The organism is Microbulbifer okhotskensis, assembly GCF_023895975.1.
Classification (GTDB): domain Bacteria; phylum Pseudomonadota; class Gammaproteobacteria; order Pseudomonadales; family Cellvibrionaceae; genus Microbulbifer; species Microbulbifer okhotskensis.
Genome location: NZ_JALBWM010000015.1, coordinates 23,464 through 43,310, shown reverse-complemented (window position 1 = coordinate 43,310; position 19,847 = coordinate 23,464). Strand labels below are relative to the sequence as shown.

The window sequence follows — 19,847 nt, the reverse complement described above, 5'->3', positions numbered from 1 at the left end:
GGACTTAATTTGCTAGTTATTGAAAAGGTCTTCTTCCCGCTCGTCAATCTGATGCGCAAGCTTGACCAAGAACTGAAGCTTGCGCAGAGATTCTTCCGCTGCGCGCAGGCTCTTAGCACCGTAAGCCTCGGCAAAGCGCCTCTCCTCGGTAGAAATCAATCCCTGCACCTCGGTATTCAGTTCATCCAGTGCGGCTGCCGGGTCGGCCTGATCGCGCACTTCTTCTAACTGCTCACGCAGCAACATTTGCTGCATCAGGAATTCGGTATCGCTGGTCGTCTGCTCCGGCGGAACTTCTACACCTGCGAGCTTGAGTAGATAGCCCGCACGCTGCACCGGATCGCGCAATACGGTGTGCGCCTCATTGATTTGCGCTGCCATTTTTATCGCTAGCAGTTGTTCACTATCGGAACGGGAAACATATTTATCCGGGTGGAACTCGCGCTGCAACTCTCGATAGCGTGCTGCCAGGGTGCTGCGGTCTAGCTCAAAGGCAGGTTGCAGGCCAAAAACTTCGAAGTGGTTCAGGTTGGTTGCCATCTGAAATTACCTACTGGGGCGCAGCCCTGGAATGCGGTCGGGGCAGCTACATATGCACCCGTCCCTACATTCAGCCTAAAGTACTAGCTGGGCGATTGTCGGACCAATAAAAAGGCCGGCATGCTCAGCGCACCCGGCCTTATGTGGCGAGAGCGAATCAGACGTGAAAGCTCTCGCCGCAACCACACTCGTTTTTTACATTGGGATTCGTAAAGGTAAAGCCCTCATTCAGGCCCTCCTTAACAAAATCAAGCTGGGTGCCGTCGAGGTAAACCAAGCTTTTGGGGTCCACCACCAACTTGACGCCGTTTTGCTCAAACACTGTATCTTCTGCTTCCGCCGAATCGACAAACTCCAACACGTAAGCGAGACCGGAACAGCCGGCCGTTTTTACACCGACACGGATGCCGATTCCGTTGCCTCGCTTGGCCAGTTGACTTTGAATATGGGCCTCGGCGGCCTCGGTCATGCTAATAGCCAAAACAATACCTCCGCTACTTTAAGACGGAATACTTAACCTGCGGCAGATTCCTTGGTTTCTACGGTATCAGCAGACTCGCCGCGCTTTTCACGGATATCGCGAACCGCTGCCTTGATGGCATCTTCCGCCAAAACAGAGCAGTGAATTTTTACTGGTGGCAGGGCCAATTCCTCAGCGATCTCAGTATTTTTAATCTGCTCGGCTTCATCGATAGTCTTGCCCTTAACCCACTCGGTCAGCAGAGAGCTGGAAGCAATAGCGGAGCCGCAGCCGTAGGTTTTAAACTTGGCATCTTCAATGACCCCTTCATCACTAACCTGAATCTGCAGGCGCATCACGTCGCCACAAGCGGGGGCGCCCACCATACCGGTGCCCACGTTGTCCGACTTGTCGTCCATGCGGCCGACATTGCGGGGGTGTTCATAGTGGTCAATTACTTTATCGCTATAGGCCATGACTATTCTCCTAACTCTTGCGCGCGCTTAGTGAGCGGCCCATTCAATCTTGTTGAGGTCGACACCATCTTTGTACATATCCCAAAGGGGTGACAGTTCACGCAGCTTCTCCACCGCTTTGCGTACTTCTGCTGTGGCCGTATCAATATCCTGCTCGCTGGTAAAGCGGCCGAAACTGAAGCGCAAGGAGCTGTGGGCCAACTCGTCGTTCACACCGAGAGCCCGCAATACATAACTCGGTTCCAGGCTGGCAGAAGTGCACGCTGAACCAGAAGAGATCGCCAGGTTGCGCAGGGACATGATCAGGCTCTCACCTTCTACAAAAGCAAAACTGACGTTCAGGTTGCCCGGTACACGCTGCTCGGCAGAGCCATTGATATGTACTTCTTCCATGTCCTTGATCTGATCCCAGAAACGATTGCGAAGGGATACCAGTCGCTCTGACTCAGCCACCATTTCCTCTTTGGCAATCTGGAAGGCCTCACCGATGCCGACAATCTGGTGAGTCGGTAGTGTGCCGGAGCGCATGCCGCGCTCGTGGCCTCCACCGTGCATTTGGGCTTCTAGGCGCACACGAGGCTTGCGGCGTACGTACAAAGCTCCGATGCCTTTGGGGCCATAAATTTTATGACCGGAGAACGACATCAGATCCACTTTCACTTCCTGAAGGTCGATCGGCAATTTGCCGGCACTCTGGGCAGCGTCCACATGGAAAATCACTTTGCGAGAGCGGCACAGTTCGCCGATAGCGGCGATATCGTTAATAACACCGATCTCGTTGTTAACGTGCATCAAGCTCACCACTATGGTGTCCTCACGCATGGCCTCCTCGACCTGCTCCGGATAGACGATGCCGTCTTTACGCGGGGTCAGGTAAGTCACTTCAAAACCTTCACGCTCCAACTGGCGACAAGTATCCAGGACTGCCTTGTGCTCAATTTTGGAGGTAATAATGTGCTTGCCGCGCCCTTGGTAGAAGTGAGCAGCGCCCTTGATGCCCAGGTTGTCAGACTCAGTGGCACCGCTGGTCCAAACAATCTCGCGCGGGTCGGCATTGATGAGTTCCGCCACCTGGCGACGGGCATTTTCCACGGCCTCTTCCGCTTTCCAGCCAAACAGGTGGGAGCGGGAAGCCGGGTTCCCGAAATTGCCTTCCATCGTCAGCTGCTCTGCCATTTTTGCGGCGACGCGTGGGTCGACTGGGCAGGTAGCCGAATAGTCCAGATAGATGGGAAGCTTCATAGTCATACCGTTTCCGCTTAGTAAATCTCTAGTATCTGTCTGCTGGCCCCGTTTACGAGGCCCCAATTACAGGCCACCGAGTAGGGCGACCCGCTCTTCCGGCGCCTCGCGCATATCCTGTCGGCGCGCCACCTCCTGAACTTCAGCACGAGCAACCAAATTGGCTAGGCTGATACCGCTCAGGAAACTGTGAATTTGATCGCTCAAATCTGACCAGAGGTAGTGGGTCAGGCACTGCTCGCCGTTTGCACAATCAGCATTGCCGCCGCAGCTGGTGGCATCCACAGATTCATTGACCGCATCAATAATCTGCGCCACAAAAATCTCTTCTCCGCTGCGAGCCAGCCGATAACCGCCCCCGGGACCACGCACGCTGGAGACCAGTCCAGACTGTCGCAGCCGGGAAAACAGCTGCTCCAAATAGGACAGGGAGATACCCTGACGCTTGGATATATCCGCCAAACTGATCGGTCCGCGATCAGCGTGCAACGCCAAATCCAGCATGGCAGTCACCGCATAGCGGCCTTTGGTTGTCAAACGCATACCAGCTCCAAACTGATGTACAGCCCTTTTCCGATCGGGGCGCGAGTATGGAATAACCCACTACTGTAGTCAAGTATATAACCAAGTAAGACACTCGGGTACTCAGCTAGTCTGGCCGCCCCTTACCCCCCGAACGATGAATGTGGTTCTGGATAGCGGTCAACATGCCACGCAATATGCCCAGCTCCATATCATCAGGCCGCACGCGGCTAAATAGTCGGCGCAGGCGGGTCATGGTCTGGCGGGGGTTGTCTGGGTCGATAAAGCCCAGCTCGCCGAGCGCCCTCTGCAAGTGATCGAAGTACAATTCCATATCACCGACCTTGGCCGGTGGCCGATCCCAGTCCGAGTAACTCACAGGCTCACCCTTCTCCGCTTCGAGCGCCGCCATACGTACTTCGTATGCCAGTACCTGTACAGCCGTGGCTAGGTTTAGGGAACTGTACTCGGGGTTCGCGGGAATATGTACATGGTAATTGCACGCCTGCAGCTCTTCATTAGTGAGGCCGCGATCTTCACGGCCAAACACCAGCGCCACAGGGTGTGTTATCGCCTCGATCACGGCGCGCTCGCCACACTGACGCGGCGTTAACAGGGGCCAGGGGATACGTCGCTCGCGGGCACTGGTAGCCACTACAAGGCCGCAGTCCGCAACCGCTTCTTCCAAAGTATCTACCACAATAGCGCTATCGAGCAATTCCGATGCCCCGGCTGCTCGCCAAACCGCATTGGCCGCGGGAAACTCACGGGGAGCCACCAGATAGAGCTGACTCAGGCCCATATTCTTGAGCGCACGCGCCGCTCCACCAATGTTTCCGGGGTGCGCACTGTTTACCAGAACTACGCGCACATTGTTGAGCGCACTGAGCGGAGTCGTATCTAAAGGGGACTTGGCCATACTGAAAGCAATAATTCGGTGTCATGGGGGCGCGCGAGTGTAGCAAAAACCGATGGGAATCCCTACAATCGCGTCCGCCGCGGTCAACCTGCGGCCTGCTTTTTAACCACTTCAACCACTCAGTGCGGAATAGTTATGGAACCCATGCTAAATATTGCCCTGCGCGCAGCGCGCAAGGCTGGAGAATTGATCGAACGGGCCTGGGAGCGCGGCGACTTGATGCAATTCGAAGAAAAGGCGCGCAACGATTTCGTTACCGAAGTGGACAAGGCCAGCGAACAGGAAATTATTTACCACCTGCGCAAGGCTTACCCCAAACACAGTATTCGCGCCGAAGAAAGTGGCCTCCAAGAGGGCGCGGAGCCGGATTACGAGTGGATTATCGACCCCCTCGATGGCACCACCAACTTTATTCACGGTGTCCCTCAATTCGCGATCTCCATCGCCTGTCGCTACCGGGGTCGCATTGAGCACGCCGTCGTACTGGACCCCATCAAACGCGAAGAGTTTACTGCGAGCCGTGGCCGCGGCGCTGCCCTTAACGGGCGACGCATCCGCGTTTCCCAGCGCCAGAGCATGCGCGGTACATTAATTGGCACCGGTATCCCCTTCAACGGCCGAGCAATGGATAACATTGACCCCTATCTGGCCGCCCTCAAGGAGATTGCCGGTCAAACCGCCGGTATCCGCCGCCCCGGCGCTGCCGCATTGGACATGGCCTACGTCGCCGCGGGCCGCTTCGATGGTTTCTGGGAGATGTACCTGAACACCTGGGATATCGCAGCGGGCTCCCTGCTCGTGAAAGAGGCCGGCGGCCTGATCAGCGATTTCCGCGGTGGTGAAGACTACCTGGACTCTGGCAATCTGGTTTGCGCCACACCCAAGGTATTCAAACCCCTACTGCAAATCGTGGGCAAACATATGGGCAACTTACGTTAAGAAGGCTTACCACACCCCGGCGATCTACTCGCCGGGGTGTTATTTTCCCGTCGCTCCGCACCGGGAATTATCGCCTCCCGCCAGACACTCCCTCAATACCCGCGCCAACTGAGCCCGGTCAAATTTTTCGGGCAAGATCATTTTTGCCTCAGATAAAGCCTCATCTCCGACAAGTACCAAGCAAGTATCCTGGGCCGTCTGGTCCTGCTTGAGAATCCCCATCAGATCCGCCGCCGACATTCCCGGCACACCAACGCGGAACAGTACTACATCGGGTTTCTGGGTCCGCACCATAAAGATTGCTTCGACAACATCTGAGGCAATGGAGTATTGCAACTGCGGCGATCCCTCCAGCAACTTCTCTACCCGGCTCAAACCGGCGGGACGATTGTCCACCAGCAATAAATTACAGGCGGGTAATATTGCCGGCGTATCCACAGCACTCGAAAAGGACATAAAAGTTTCCGGTGCATCGATCATGGGAAACTCTATCCAAAATACAGAACCCTGCCCCTGCTGACTGTCAAAGTCGATACGCCCACCCATGGCCTCTGCCAATCGTTTGGCAATGGCAAGGCCGACCCCGGTGCCCTCGATATGCCCCTTTTCTTCTCCCAGCCGATTAAACGGCTCAAATACTTCCTTGCGTCGCTCAGGGGCTATACCTTTACCAGTGTCTAAAATATTCAAGCGCAGCCAGCCGTCCGCCTGAGGGGTAAAGTTGATAATGACCCGGCCGCTTTCTCGATTGTATTTCACCGCATTACCAGCCAGGTTGAGAACCACTTGTTTATAGCGCACCGGGTCGGCACAAATATACGCTGATTCCCATCCGAGGGGCTCAAAGGTCAGGCTGACACGGCGAGTTTCTGCCAGCGGCTCCAGCAAGCGCTTACATTCCGCCACCAGTTCGGCGGGGCGAATTAATTCCATCGACGGCCCCAAACGCCGACTATCTATGCGAGCCAGCTCCAGTACATCGCCAACCAGATGCAGTAAATGCTGGCCCGCCCTGCGAATTTCCGTTAATCGCTGGCGCTGATCCGCATTGAGGCTTTGATCCAACTCCACCATCTGGCTGTAACCCAAAATGGCATTCAACGGCGTGCGTAATTCATGGCTCAGGCTGAATAATAAATCTGCTCTATGGGCATTTTCCTCTCGCTGGAGCTCCAATTCCCGCTCCATTTGCGACAGTCTCTCGCGGCTTCCACTGACATCCTGCAAAACCCCCAACACACGCAGGGGCTGCCCACGATTATTTAACTGAGCCTTGCCACGACAGCGAACCCAAACCACACCGCCATCGGAGCGCCAGATGCGAAACTCCACATCCAAAGGCAAGCCTTCACGCACATGGTCCAGCATGACCTGCTCAACCTGGGGGAAATCTTCAGAAAAAATTCGGGCCTTCCACTGCTCGGCAGCAGAAAGCCCAATGCTGCGTATCGGACTCACCTCGTAACCGAGAATGCTCCAGCAAGCATCATCCAGCACCATTTCATCGGCGCGTAAATCCCACTCCCACAAGCCGTCGCCGACACCGGATAAAGTCTGTAGCGGGCGTTCGCCGGGTAGATTGGATAAATAGCGACGGGACAGAGCCTCGCTATAATCCGAACAACTGCCCACAACAATAATCTCACCATTGTCGGCGCTACTGACAGTACTTCCCCACAGGCGCAGCCAGCGCAGCTGTCCGAAGCTATCGTAAGCTCGGAAAGTGGTATCGAAACAGCCTCCCTTAGTATTCAGCCGGCGGCGCACCGCAATAATTCGGTCGCGCTCATCAGAATGTACCGCCCGTAAATCATCACCCGTCCACAGGGCACTCAACGCAAGCGGTGCGGTTTCTGCAAATAAAAGCCATATCTCACCCTGCGCACGTTGTGCGCCGCTGGCGGGGTGCCATTCCCACAAGCCGCAATCCACATCCAGTAACAAACCTTGCAGGCAAGCAGCGTGGCGGGTCAGCTGGGAAGCATCGAGAGAAGAGAGCTCATCATGGGTTGCCAACTGAAATTTCGCGTCAGCAGGATTTGCAATTAGTGATTCAGACACACGGGGCTCGATTTATTGGAGTTAGCTCATTAATTAATTACCTGGCTCATGCATCCCTGCCAATAAAAGAGCCTTATCTCCCCGAAGAAACCACACTTGGGAATATCGTCGGAGAGCCTAAACTAAAGCATTATGCGTGTTGCGCAAAGTGCGGGCAAAAAAAAGGCCCCGCAAAGCGGGGCCGCAATCAGCGATGATGAGAGAAAACGGGACGTCGCTCAGTGTTAATGGTTTGCCATAACCCTAAGAAACTCTCCCGAAATGCGGGTCCTCTGCCCCGCGAATAATATGAATGCAACAGCTATGCCAACTTCCCAATCAATAAGTTTCGCGGCGCTCTCCTAAAGACTTTTTCTCTGCCTTGATGAAAGTGAACCAACAAGAGCCCTCAGCCTAAACTTTCGCACCAAATAAATGCAGAGCCCCCCCAAGCCACCGACTTTTGTGAAAACACCCCCCACTCCGATAACTTTGTGCCGCAATTTTCTAAAGAGAGAGCTTGTAACTTGAGCGGCCTGGCGAGCATACCTCCAAGAACCCTATCTATGACCCCGCAAAGCCACCCGGAGCCGCTATTTAATACCAAGATTAAAGGATGAACACAGCCTCAACCGCCGCGACCATACGAAGGCGTTTTTGGATTCCAGCCATTCTCTTTACCAGTACAGGTTTCAGGGCCTTACGGCTGTCCCCATGTACGGTGTCACTTACGGCTACCATTGACATCAATGGCTCACCTTTCTCATGGTCACCGCACTTTGCGGTTTATCAATCTCTGCCGGCAATCATCGATTCTGGAGTCACAGGACAAGATTGTTATGTGGCAACATAAAAATTATCTACCAATAACCCTAGGAATGAATTTTGGCATCTGCCTAATACTCGGATTTATTACTGACGACATTCTCGCCACGTTCCTACTGGCTGGAGTCCTGCGCATTGTAGTAAACCACCACTCTGCCTTCACTTTAAGCTCCATCGGACACTATTGGGGGCAAAAAAATATAAAAGCAATATATCGTCTTGCGACAGCCCCCTATAAATATTTTTTCCTTTGGTGAGGGCTATCACAACTACCACCACGCCTTCCAAACTGACTATCGCAATGGTGTCAGATGGTATGATTACGAACCCACCAAATAGCTGATCAAGTCCTTGTGCTGGTTCGGAGTTACTAGAAAACTAAAGACGATTTCAGACCGGAAAATTCAGAAGGCCTTACTCGAAATCGAATCCGAACGCGCCGAACAGCGATTACAAAAGCGCAGCGAAACCCCAACTGGAACGAAATACTAAAGAAAGAGAGGCGGTTTTTTTCAACACCCTGAAAAAATGGCACAAAATAGAAGGAGAGCTTCGCAATCTCAATCGGATTGAACCCAAATCAAACTGGGAGTCTCACACCCTCAAAACAAAAATTCGAGAATTGTAATTCAGCTTGAGAATGCAAAAAATAAGATTGAGAATTTTGACAAAGCAACTTAATAAAACTTATGCCCTGGCTAGCGAAGGGAGCACACCAGAGAGCATGCAGCAAGAAGATTAACCCTGGCTCTACTAAATGCAGACACCTGAAATTGATAATAAATCAGCTTTATCTCTGCCCGGGCATTACTCCGGCGTAACAGAAAGTATGAAGCTCAAATAGCGTCACGGCACCTCAACCGCTTGCACCAGATATGGAGGAGGCCCTAACGTTATTTTTCGGCCACAAACTCGAATAGGTGACGTGACGGGCACGATGCATCTAAAAAGAAGAGCTTGTCGTCAATTGCCAGCTGAAATGCTGGCCTGGGTAGATTTGGAATTAATGATTCAGACACATAGGACTCGATTATCGATTTAGCTCAATCATTATCAGGCTCATGCACCCTTGCCATGAAGGAGAGCCCCCCGAAGCCTCCTAATTTGGAAATTCCACGGCAGACCCTAAACTACCGGATTATGAGCGTTGCGCAAAGTGCGGGCAAATAAAGTCCCTCGAGCGTAGCCACAGTCAGCGATGATGAAAGAAAACGGGAAGTTACCCAGTGTTAATGGTTTGCCATAACCCCAAGAAACTCAGCCGAGTTTCAGGCCTTTCGATCTGCACAAAATCCAAGGCAACCCTTATGCCAACTTTTAAAACTGTGTATTTAACTGACTCCACTCTTTATCCAATGTGTTACAGAAAATTTACGAACCATTGCGAACCTCACAATATGGCCGCCGCACCAGAACAATGCAGCCGCAACAAAGACGCTAGGGGTGGAACCACTGTTGGGTCTGAGCAGAATCGGGACCTCAGAAAATGGCCGGTGAGTTTTATTTCACCCCGGCACACTTAAACCCGAGGGTCACACACTATGAACACACCCTCAATAGACTCTACCGTCAAAAGAAAACGCTTCTGGCCACCCACACTGTTATTTGCCATAACAGGTTTGCTAGCAGTTATTGCTGTGCCCCTGTATGGCTTTATTTATGGTTACCACTGGTATCAATGGCTGGCATTCGCCGTAATGGGTGCAATGTGCAGTCTCTCTATCACCGCCGGATATCATCGCCTTTGGTCTCATAAAACTTATGAGGCCCATTGGTCCCTACGACTCTTGTTTGCATTATTCGGAGCGGCAGCGCTACAAGATTCTATTTTGAAATGGTGCGACCACCACCGCCACCACCATCAGTTTGTCGATAACAACGACCGCGACCCCTACTCCGCCAAACGCGGATTTTGGTTTTCCCATATCGAATGGATGATGTATGAGTATCCAACCAGCTACCAAAATTTCAAAAATGTGCAAGACTTACAGCGGGATAAAATTGTGATATGGCAACACAATAACTATATTCCGATCACCGTCACTATGAATCTTGGGATTCTCACACTACTGGGAATAATTACCGGCGATATTATTGGTATGTTCTTACTTGCCGGAGCACTCCGAATAGCCTTCTGCCACCACACTACTTTTATGGTGAATTCAATTATCCATAAATTTGGCAGTCAGCCCTACCGAGATGATGTAACGGCTTGCGACAATAAAATTGTCAACTTTTTTGTTTTTGGTGAGGGTTACCACAACTACCATCACGCCTTTCAACTCGATTATCGCAATGGCATTCACTGGTTTCATTACGATCCAACCAAGTGGGTCATTAAGGCTCTTAGCCTGGTAGGCATTACCCGCAACCTTAAAGTGGCTTCTCCGGTGAAAATCCAGAAAGCCAAGCTTGACCTACAGTTCAAGAAGGCACGTAAAAAGCTGCAAAGCAAATCTGCGCACAGGGGGGTTAAAGAAGCCCTACAGAGCGAATCTCTACAGTTCACTCATACCTTGGAAGAATGGGAGCAACTACAGAGCAAAAAGACTAAAAGAGGAGAAAAACTCAGTAAGTGGGAGCTAACCCAAATACAAACCAAGACAAATGAGCTTGCATACAGCTTAAAAATGCAAGGAGAACGACTTCAAGCACTGATGAAACACGGCCAGGAAGGCAAAACTATGGAAGCTTTATAGCCAAACCCCTGAAGAGCACAACACTACATCTCTGTGTATTAGCTCACAGCAAACTCACGCATGGAAAAGGCCACCCGTTCATCCACATCCTTTTTAAACATTTCTTCATCGAGGTTTTCGATAAACCCAAGCCGCTCACGTAAACCCACACCATTTGCAATCTGAATCGCCAAGCCTGGCCGCGCGTTGCCCTCCAGCAACAGGGGGCCTCGCTCTCGGTCGAGAACGATATCGCACCCGAGGTAGCCGAGCCCGGTCATCTCATAACAGCTCGCCGCCAGACGCACCAGTTCATACCAATCAGGCACCTCCAACGCATCGAAAGGCACTTCGGTATCGGGGTGCTGGTCAATACGCAAGCCGCGCATGACCGCATGGCAACTTCTGCCGGAGGCCAGATCGATACCCACGCCCACCGCGCCCTGGTGCAGATTGGCCTTACCGTCAGAGGCGTGTGTCGAGCAGCGCAACATGGCCATTACCGGATAACCGCGAAAGACGATAACCCTAACATCTGGCACCCCTTCAACGGAGTAGCGATCAAAAACCGGATCGAAATCCACTAATGCTTCCACCATTACCCGGTCGGGCTTACCCCCGAGACTGTAAAGGCCGCTATGAATATTACTGACGTGACGCAAAATATCCAGAGCTTCAACTTCTGCCCCGGATATCTTTTTATATTTGTCGCCATTGCGCCCAGCAATGACCAGGATACCCTTGCCACCCGAGCCCCGAGCTGGCTTGATCACAAACTGCCACAGGGGGTCAATAACATCCATCACCCGCTTGCGGCTCGCTGGACTTTCAAAAGCCGCAATCAACTCTGGGACCGGAATTCCCGCACTTTTTGCCGCTCGCTTGGTATTGAGCTTGTCATCGACAATGGGAAATTTCTCGCGGTCGTTATAGCGCGCAATATAATCAATGTTGCGCGCATTCATCCCCAACACCCCCATACGACGCAGAGTCAATGGCGAAACCACACCACCGCGAACCTTATTAACGATGTGCTTAACTGAAAACTGCAGCATGGGCCACTCCTAGCGAACCAGTGGCCGGAAGCGCATCAGCTCGCTGAGGCGATAACCGGTATAGTTGCCAACGACTAAAATAAACGCCAGCAGTACCAGCAACAATTCGGGGAAGTTAAACGTCCAGTGCTCAATATAGCGGTTGGTCATCACCCACCAAGCAAGTATCGCCACCAGCAGGCTACCTCCCGACTGTACAACGACCTCATAGGGGCCATCCTCCTCCCACACAATCGACATACGTTCGATGGTCCAAGCGAGAATAATCATCGGGAAAAACGTTACTGTCAGCGCCTGCTCTATACCCAGTTTGTAGCTAACCACACTGATCGCACCCATCAGTATGACCACCGTCACCACCACCGCGGCGATCCTCGACACCAATAGTAAATTGAGCCGACTGAGATAAAACCGCACCCAGAGACCGAGAATCAGGATCAGGGTGAAAATGGCTAAACCGGTAATCAGTTGCGTTTCGATAAAGGCAATGGCCAGCAGCACCGGCATAAAGGTTCCTGAGGTGCGCAAGCCCACAAACACTCGCAACAGCACTACCACCATGGCCCCAACAGGTACCAATAGAATCAGCTTGAAAATACTTTGCTGTTCAATCGGCAAGCTGTAGATGGAAAAATCCACCAATGCATCCTTCTCATCTTTGGTTCCGCGCATAGACACGTCCCGCGCCGGGACATCGTTGGCAATCACCGAGAAGGTCACCTGTGAATTGCGCCCCCCCTCAAGGTCCAGAAGGCTCTTGCCACCGCGCTGCCAGATAAAGAAGTTCTCTGGCACACCGGGCTGTCCGCTGATAGGCTCAAATACAATCCAGCGTTTGCCATCATAGACTTCGAGTAAATCTTCTGGTGACAGCCGACGGCGATCGTCTTCCAGGTAAAGTCCGCGAATCCGGTGAGCAGGAATATCTGCGGTCGCCAGAACCAGTAGGGCAACGTCTACCAGAGAGCGGTCGGTGTAGTACCGGAAAATCAGATTGCGATCCTGGTTTTCCTCATCGTTGAGTTCGAATAGCAACTGGGTAGTGAAAGATTCATCGTCAGAGGAACGTTCGTGGGCCTGCTCCACCAGGGAGTATATGGCCAGCCGAACCGCTTCTTGCTCTCGCGCACCGAGAAATGGCTTCTGGACATCGGTGCTAAGACTCAGAGGTTGCGCCAGCGCAGCGCCGGGTCTCTGATAAACATCGAGCTGATAGAAGAGGGATTGCGGGCCCTGTGCCGCGCGCCGAGACCAAATTGCCCGGTACTCATCGTCTTCGCGGGCGATATAAAAACCAAAACCGGAGGAACTGAAAGTTTCCCCCAGGATTTCCATATTGCGCTGCTCGCGCGGCAGGGTTAGCGCGGCCTTTACCGGACCGCCATCAGCATCGAAACCTACTTTGGCTTCAATGGTCCACACTGTACGGTACTCACCTGGCAACAGTGGAAAACCCAATTCCAGGTTTTTATAGGCTGTCAGGCCTGCTCCCACCAATGCAAGTAATGCCGCAATTACATAAACTTGGACTCGCGGCGACATTCGCCATTCCCCGTAAATCTGTGGTTCCAGCGGGAACCAAATTGGATAACTGGCCTATTTGCCCCCGGCTATTTGGGGTTGGCCCTGGACATTGCGCCGGCTCACATCGACAACGGCGGCATCTTTGAGGAAATTGCGTCCCAGCAGCATCAATAAATCAGTGCCACCCTCGTCTGCCAGATTGACCTCGACCAAGTGGGTGACGTGCCCAACGGTCAAATTGAGTTCCACTACCGGTCTGCGCTGGCTGTCAAAGCCAAGACGCTCAATACGCACATAGCGCTTGATCGGCAACTCTACGGAAACAGGCTCCGCTTTGCGCGACTGCACCAGTTGGAATCTGATCCAATCACTGCCATCGCGCTCAAAGGGAGTCAGTTTTTTAACCCGCAGTGTGGAGGTGGGTGAACCGGTATCGACGATGGATTCGACTACCAGACCCGGAGGCTCAACGGCAACTTCTTCTACCGATCCGAGAACCAACTTGTCTTTGGCAACAGGCACTTCGACTACTTTTTCAACTCTTCGTTCGATAACCCGCTCGACAACTTTTACTTCCGGTTGCGCACAGATCACCTCGGCAGGCTCAGGGCACTGCATCGTGACATCTTGCGATTCAACCGGTGGCATTACTTCCGCTGGCTGATCGGGACGATTCTGCCCCGGATACATCAGCGACTCACAACCGGCGAGTACCTGAACCGTCAACAATAACCACAGAAGGGAAAGTTTCTGCATACCCACCAATTACCTCAAGCCCCATTTCCAATGCCATTCGGACCGCGACAAGTTCGCGGTGTTCGCTTTATCTGACGGAGAATTTGGTCCCCGCCTCAGGCAAAAGGTCGATATTATCCCATGAGCCCCGCCACTGCACAGGAATGTCCGGTGAGTCGCCGATCTCAACCCCGACAATGTGACATGGACCAGATCTTTATCCGGCCACAGTGAAATACAGACTCAAATCCCGGACTCTAGCGACACTCTGGTGGAGGGAGGTTAGGTGATCAGTCCCGCTGCAGGCGTTGATCGATGGTCTCGAGAATAGCAATTAGCGCGGCGGCTTCATCTCTGCCCTTGAAGAATTCCTCGGCGATCGGCGCGATACCGCACTGCCCGGGGAGCGCCAACTCACCCTCTATCAACTCTTGCATACGCGGCAAAAAGATAAACTGCAGCCACTGTGGGAAGGTCAGGGTATCCACACAGAAAGGCTCGGTACTGGCCAGGGCTTCGACGGGTGGCGCCTTACCCTGCCATATCTGCAAGCTGCGCAGCTCAGCCTCCAGAAATAGGAGTTGATCGGCGATTTCAGAATAAATGGGTTGCATAAGTCTCAAAACCTTCTCATTCGCAGACGCGATAATACCCAATATATCCCCGTTTTTACTGAGTAATAGTGCAAACACTACTGAATCTTGCGATTAAAGGGCGGCAATGAATTGAGAATGGCCTGCCCATAGCGGCGGCTGACAACACGGCGATCCAATAAAGTGACGGTGCCGCTATCACCCTCTGCCCGCAACAGGCGCCCACAAGCCTGTACTAATTTGAGCGCTGCGTCCGGCACAGTAATTTGCATAAACGGATTGCCCCCCTTGGCCTCAATCCACTCCGCCAGTGCGGCTTCAATCGGATCATCCGGTACCGCAAAGGGCAACTTGGCAATAACAACGTGGCGGCAATAGTCTCCAGGGAGATCAAGCCCCTCGGCAAAACTGGCGAGCCCAAACAGCACACTATTGCCACCGCCATCGACAACTTCCCGGTGGCTGTCCAGCAGTAACTGGCGGGACTGTTGTCCCTGCATCAGGATTCGGTTGCGCCAGGTACCTGGTAGTGCTTCATAGACCGTTTCCATCTGCCTGCGTGAGGAGAACAGTACCAACGCCCCCCCTTTATCTTTGAGTAACGCCGGCAGAGCATCGATCACTGCATCCGTGTGTTGCTCCGCATTGCCCGCATCCACGGCCTCAGCAGGGACCTGCAGGGTCGCCCGGGAGAAATCAAAGGGACTCGGCACCACTTGGTAGCTGGCGTTATCTGGCGTTCCTGCGCGCATTTGCAGGCGGTCAAACTTCCCCAGCGCTGTCAGTGTGGCGGAGGTAAGCACCGCGCCATAACAGCGCTGCCACAAACTGTATTCCAGGGTTTTACCCGCTAGTATCGGCGAACTGCAAACCTCAAAATCTGTCGATCCCCCCCAGTCCACCAAGGTGATCCAACGCGCCTGAGGCAGTGCGCCGTCGGCGTCCGCTCGGGCGTAATTGGCCCATAGCATCAGATTGGCTTCAGCACGACCATACCAACTCCCCAGTTGGGGATACCAGCGCTCCAGATCCGCCAAAGGCACCGGGGAGTGGCCGTCTTCCATCATGCGTTGTGCAGTCTGCAACATTTTGTTGAGCAGGCTCTCCAGCTCGTCAAAGTCCTCGCGCAGTTTTTCCGCCAGTTGCGACATGGATTCAGGAATCACACCGCCTTCAAAACGGTGGCGAGTGGTGTTGCCGCGCGCATCCTCAAAATCACACAATTCTTCAATCAGCGGCCACATCTGCTCCATCCCCTGCTTGGCGGAAGTGAGTGCTGCAGGCAGCTGCTCTCCACAGCGATCGAGTTCACCGCCATCGCCAATCTCACCCAGCATCTGCCCCAGAGCCTTGTTCATTTGCTCCAGCCAACCGCTGGAAGCACCTACACGGCTGTGGTGGGAGAAATGGTTGAGCGCCTTATCCGGCAGGTGGTGTGCCTCATCAAGCACATAGATGGTCTCCTCGGGAGGCGGCAGAATCGCACCGCCACCGAGGGCCAGGTCCGCTAACAACAAATCATGGTTGGCGACGATCACCTGAGTCTTACCCAGGCTTTCCCGTGCACGGAAGAAACTGCAGTTAGTCACATGGGGGCAGCGGCGGCCACTGCACTGGCGGTGATCCGTGGTAACCCGGCTCCAGTCGTCAACCTCGATCGTATCCGGCCAGTTGTCGCGGTCGCCATCCCAGCTACCAGACGTCAGGCTGTCTGTCATTTTCTGGTACAGAGCAACGCTTTCAGGTTCGACTTGGGGCTGCTCATCTTCATAGAGGCCCAGGGAGAGGCCGGTACCAGAGGCAGAAAAGCTGGAGAGAAGCTGGTCCAGCTTGGACAGACAAAGGTAGCGGCCGCGCCCCTTCGCCAGGGCGAACTCAAAATTGAGGCCGCTGTGGCGTGCCACTTCAGGCAGGTCTTTGTGGATGATCTGTTCTTGCAATGCCACCGTAGCGGTGGAAATCACCAGGGTTTTATCCTGAGCCTGGGCCAGGGGAATGGAGGCCAGGAGATAGGCAACCGTTTTACCCGTGCCAGTCCCCCCCTCGACGACACAAATATGCTCGCCATTGGTTTTTTCGCTATCGCGCTCGCCACTAGAGCCCTGGACAATGGAGCCCAGCGAGCGGGCGATGGCAGCCACCATAAGCTTTTGCCCATAGCGGGCTTTTAGGCCGCGGCCGGACAGAAATTGGCTGTAGGCACCCTGAATGGCGCTTTTGTGTTTTTTGTTGAGCACGGGGAATGAGGTCTATTCGCTAGTGATTGGCGCAGGGGGCGCTATTATCCACTAAGCGCCCCTTCCCCACCAGCATTTGAACCCCTCCAGATCCAGTACTTATTCATACGCGAGACGGGATACTACCGGGTTGGCATAAGCCTGGAGGGTTTTGTCGCGCCAGCGCTCATCAATACGCGCCATACGCGCCTTGAATTTCTCTCGCTCCTCTTGGTGACTACCCCGCTCCCAGGCCTTTGCCGGGAACCCAACGGGCAGTTGCGGCGCGTCGCCGTAAACCATTTCATAAGCGATCATATTGGAGGGGTGCAGAGAGTAGTTACCAATTACCTGGCGATCTATCTCTTCGGAAAGACTGCTCACATCATGCAGTTCACCCTCAATCGGGGTACCAAAAGCCGCGTGAACATGCCCCTTGTGGCCGATAATTCCCTTACCAATGGATGCCAGATCCTCGTCCTTTCCCTTTTTGTACTCTTCTTTGTGCTCGGTAACGTAAATTTCCTTGGCCTTCTGTGCATCACAGGGGTCCCACTCATAAGAGATGGAAACCGGTACTATATGTAGCTTGCGCCAAAAATCGACAAAGGGTGTATCCCGATCTTTGGTCATGGCAAACATCGCACACAGCGCCGGGTTGGTGCGGTCCAATCCATCTTTAGCACGGCCGGAGCGCTGTGCGATCCACACATGCTCATTGTCATTAACGATGGAGTGGTAGATATAGTTCGACAGTTTTGTCGCCGCCTGCAATTTTTCCCTGCGACTGCCGGTACTGCGAATCACGGTAAAGCACTTGTTCAACTTCATCAGATCGCTGGCGAACTGTTTGCTGAGGAGATTGTCACCGATTGCGATTCTGGATGTCTCATGTCCTTCGAGAAACATGGCAAGGATCATCAGGGCCGGGTCCATAGCGATGTCCCGGTGATTGCTCACAAATAGGCAGGCGCGATCACGGGGCAGGGTATCCAGGCCGGAAATTGTGAGACCCGAGGTCGTGCGCTTAACAACACGCCCCATATACTTGCCAACAATTTCCTGGAAGTCCCGCACATTCTGCACCTTGCGCAATTCGAACCGCAGGAAAAGACGCACCAACCAGGCTACTGCGCCCTCTAACTGCGCCAGCTTGGGAACCAGGAAATGCGCTGCTGCGTGGGACATCTCCGGATCGGAGATCAATCTCTCTATAACAGCGCGTACTTCATCGTCGCGATAGGGGCGCATATCCTCGAATTGAGAGGGGTCTAACTCACTTGCTCTCATGAAACACTACCTGCCGAACCCGCCTCTGGCGGTTCGCACTTGTTTATTTTACGACTACAAACAGCCGGGATTACTGGGCGCAGAACATACCGGAAGCATCGCCCAACTGCCAGCACCTGACTTGACCAGATGATTGACTCCAGTGTTGAAATTCAGTTTCGATGACTCAGTCACAAACACGCGGAGACCCGGTGCGATCATACAAAGTGGACTTCACCGCCCCAAGCCCTGAGAATAAGGCGATCAACCGTCGCCGACGGCAAAAACAACGATAACGAATCCGGCACTAGCCACGCAGTCAAGCAGGAGTTCACCTTGTCTCAAGCCAGCCCCAACCATGAACCACGAGCGCCCAGCCTGCTGGATGCACTGATCCCCCTCGGGATCCTGATCGCCCTGTTATCCCTGTCCGTATTCTTCTACGGCGAAGATTCCTCCTATGGCCCCAACCAGATAGCGCTACTTTTATGCGCCTGTGTGGCAGCCTTGATGGGCATGAAGAACGGCCACAGCTGGAACAATATGGAAGGGGGGATGTTGCACGGTATTGGACTGGTATTCGGTGCCATTCTTATCCTGCTGGCAGTTGGCGCGCTGATTGGCAGCTGGATTCTGGCCGGTACTGTCCCCTCAATGATTTACTACGGGGTACAAATTCTCTCTCCCCAATGGTTCTACGCTGCCAGTTGTATTATCTGTGCGGTAGTGGGGCTCAGTATCGGCTCCAGCTGGACCACTGCCGGCACCTTGGGTGTAGCGCTGATGGGCATTGCCGGGGCACTGGGTCTCTCCCTCGAAGTCACTGCCGGCGCGGTGATTTCAGGCGCCTACTTTGGCGATAAAATGTCGCCGCTATCCGACACCACCAATGTGGCTGCAGCGGTAACCTCAAACGACTTGTTCCAGCATATCCGCCATATGATGTCGACCGCGATTCCGGCCTTCGTCATCGCACTGCTTGCCTTTGCCTTCCTGGGCTTTACCTCGGACGCGAGCAACGCCTCTACCAATGATATCGAGTCACTCCTGACCGCGCTGAAAAGCGAGTTCAATATTTCAATAGTCAGCCTGCTGCCGCTGATACTGCTTCTGGCCATGGCCTGGCGCAAGGTTCCGGCCTTTCCCACGCTGATTATCGGTTCTCTGATTGGCTGTGTAATCGCCCTGATTTTCGAGCCGGAAACCGCCCGTCGCCTGGGGGGGGGGGACGGTGCCCTGTCCGCCCTCAAAGGCGCCTGGCACAGCCTGTTCGATGGCTACGTATCGACTTCCAGCAATGAAAATGTGGCTGCTTTGCTGTCAAAAGGCGGCATGAGCAGTATGCTCAACACGGTTTGGTTGATCACCTCCGCCATGGCCTTCGGTGGCGCCATGGAGCGCGCTGGGTTCCTGCAGGTCATCGTCAACTCGATCTTGTCGCGCATCAAAACTGTCGGTAGCCTGGTCACCTCTACGGTACTGACCTGCTTCGGCATGAACGCCGCCGCCGGCGACCAGTACATGGCCATCATTATCCCTGGACGTATGTTTAAGGAAGCCTTTGCCGAGAAGGGCCTACACGGCCTGAACCTGTCACGCACCCTAGAGGACTCCGGCACGATCACCTCGGTACTAATTCCCTGGAACACTTGCGGTGCCTATATGGCAGCTACGCTCGGCATTGCCACTTTTGATTATTGGCCTTATGCCCTGTTCAACATTATTTGCCCGCTGCTGGCGATCGCCTACGGTTGGCTGCACTTTAAACAAAAGCCGATTTCTATAGCGGCCACAGCATCTTAAGGAAGTCGATA

17 protein-coding genes are annotated in these 19,847 nt (G+C 53.5%); 3 read left to right on the top strand and 14 right to left on the bottom strand.

What is annotated here, in order from left to right:
• Nucleotides 1–12: 12 nt before the first annotated feature.
• From hscB to trmJ, 6 genes are all read right to left on the bottom strand, one after another.
• Nucleotides 13–540 carry a Fe-S protein assembly co-chaperone HscB gene (gene hscB / locus MO867_RS05655; RefSeq protein WP_252465267.1) on the bottom strand — a complete coding sequence of 176 codons (528 nt, stop codon included), beginning with the start codon at nt 538–540 and terminating at the stop codon, nt 13–15.
• Nucleotides 541–697: 157 nt separating this feature from the next.
• On the bottom strand, nt 698–1,021 hold the full coding sequence (iscA, locus tag MO867_RS05650) for an iron-sulfur cluster assembly protein IscA (RefSeq protein WP_252465266.1): 324 nt from the start codon (nt 1,019–1,021) through the stop codon (nt 698–700).
• Nucleotides 1,022–1,053: 32 nt separating this feature from the next.
• Nucleotides 1,054–1,476, bottom strand: a complete 423-nt coding sequence (gene iscU, locus MO867_RS05645) for a Fe-S cluster assembly scaffold IscU (protein WP_252465265.1) — start codon at nt 1,474–1,476, stop codon at nt 1,054–1,056.
• Nucleotides 1,477–1,503: 27 nt separating this feature from the next.
• Entirely contained in the window at nt 1,504–2,718 is a 1,215-nt protein-coding gene (locus tag MO867_RS05640) for an IscS subfamily cysteine desulfurase (protein WP_252465290.1), read from the bottom strand.
• Between the two features lie 66 nt (nt 2,719–2,784).
• Entirely contained in the window at nt 2,785–3,261 is a 477-nt protein-coding gene (iscR, locus tag MO867_RS05635) for a Fe-S cluster assembly transcriptional regulator IscR (protein WP_252465264.1), read from the bottom strand.
• Nucleotides 3,262–3,367: 106 nt separating this feature from the next.
• Nucleotides 3,368–4,159: a tRNA (cytosine(32)/uridine(32)-2'-O)-methyltransferase TrmJ gene (gene trmJ / locus MO867_RS05630; protein WP_252465263.1), complete on the bottom strand. Its 792-nt coding sequence runs from the start codon at nt 4,157–4,159 to the stop codon at nt 3,368–3,370.
• 135 nt (nt 4,160–4,294) lie between these two features.
• Between trmJ and MO867_RS05625 the strand changes: the two genes are divergently transcribed.
• Nucleotides 4,295–5,098 (top strand): inositol monophosphatase family protein, encoded by an 804-nt coding sequence (locus MO867_RS05625; RefSeq protein ID WP_252465262.1) that lies wholly within the window; start codon nt 4,295–4,297, stop codon nt 5,096–5,098.
• 39 nt (nt 5,099–5,137) lie between these two features.
• Here MO867_RS05625 and MO867_RS05620 read toward each other — a convergent pair whose 3' ends face one another.
• Both MO867_RS05620 and MO867_RS05615 read right to left on the bottom strand, forming a co-directional pair.
• The gene (locus MO867_RS05620) at nt 5,138–7,159 is read right to left on the bottom strand and encodes an ATP-binding response regulator (protein ID WP_252465261.1); all 2,022 of its coding nucleotides are present in this window, start codon (nt 7,157–7,159) and stop codon (nt 5,138–5,140) included.
• Nucleotides 7,160–7,747: 588 nt separating this feature from the next.
• A complete protein-coding gene (locus MO867_RS05615) occupies nt 7,748–7,885 on the bottom strand; it encodes a hypothetical protein (protein WP_252465260.1) in 138 nt (45 codons plus the stop codon).
• A gap of 1,619 nt (nt 7,886–9,504) precedes the next feature.
• Between MO867_RS05615 and MO867_RS05610 the strand changes: the two genes are divergently transcribed.
• A complete protein-coding gene (locus MO867_RS05610) occupies nt 9,505–10,662 on the top strand; it encodes an acyl-CoA desaturase (protein WP_252465259.1) in 1,158 nt (385 codons plus the stop codon).
• 38 nt (nt 10,663–10,700) lie between these two features.
• Here MO867_RS05610 and MO867_RS05605 read toward each other — a convergent pair whose 3' ends face one another.
• The 6 genes from MO867_RS05605 to MO867_RS05580 form a co-directional block, all read right to left on the bottom strand.
• Complete coding sequence (locus MO867_RS05605; protein WP_252465258.1) at nt 10,701–11,696, bottom strand: alpha-L-glutamate ligase-like protein; 996 nt, start codon at nt 11,694–11,696, stop codon at nt 10,701–10,703.
• A gap of 9 nt (nt 11,697–11,705) precedes the next feature.
• Nucleotides 11,706–13,238: an inactive transglutaminase family protein gene (locus MO867_RS05600; RefSeq protein ID WP_252465257.1), complete on the bottom strand. Its 1,533-nt coding sequence runs from the start codon at nt 13,236–13,238 to the stop codon at nt 11,706–11,708.
• A gap of 54 nt (nt 13,239–13,292) precedes the next feature.
• On the bottom strand, nt 13,293–13,976 hold the full coding sequence (locus tag MO867_RS05595; RefSeq protein ID WP_252465256.1) for an ATP-dependent zinc protease family protein: 684 nt from the start codon (nt 13,974–13,976) through the stop codon (nt 13,293–13,295).
• Nucleotides 13,977–14,245: 269 nt separating this feature from the next.
• Nucleotides 14,246–14,569, bottom strand: a complete 324-nt coding sequence (locus MO867_RS05590; protein ID WP_252465255.1) for a YqcC family protein — start codon at nt 14,567–14,569, stop codon at nt 14,246–14,248.
• A gap of 77 nt (nt 14,570–14,646) precedes the next feature.
• Nucleotides 14,647–16,785, bottom strand: coding sequence for an ATP-dependent DNA helicase DinG (gene dinG, locus MO867_RS05585; RefSeq protein ID WP_252465254.1), 2,139 nt, complete (start codon nt 16,783–16,785; stop codon nt 14,647–14,649).
• Nucleotides 16,786–16,884: 99 nt separating this feature from the next.
• Nucleotides 16,885–18,054, bottom strand: a complete 1,170-nt coding sequence (locus MO867_RS05580) for a 1-acyl-sn-glycerol-3-phosphate acyltransferase (RefSeq protein WP_252465253.1) — start codon at nt 18,052–18,054, stop codon at nt 16,885–16,887.
• A 315-nt stretch (nt 18,055–18,369) separates the two neighbouring features.
• Between MO867_RS05580 and nhaC the strand changes: the two genes are divergently transcribed.
• A complete protein-coding gene (gene nhaC, locus MO867_RS05575; protein WP_252465252.1) occupies nt 18,370–19,836 on the top strand; it encodes a Na+/H+ antiporter NhaC in 1,467 nt (488 codons plus the stop codon).
• The last annotated feature ends 11 nt before the right edge of the window (nt 19,837–19,847 follow it).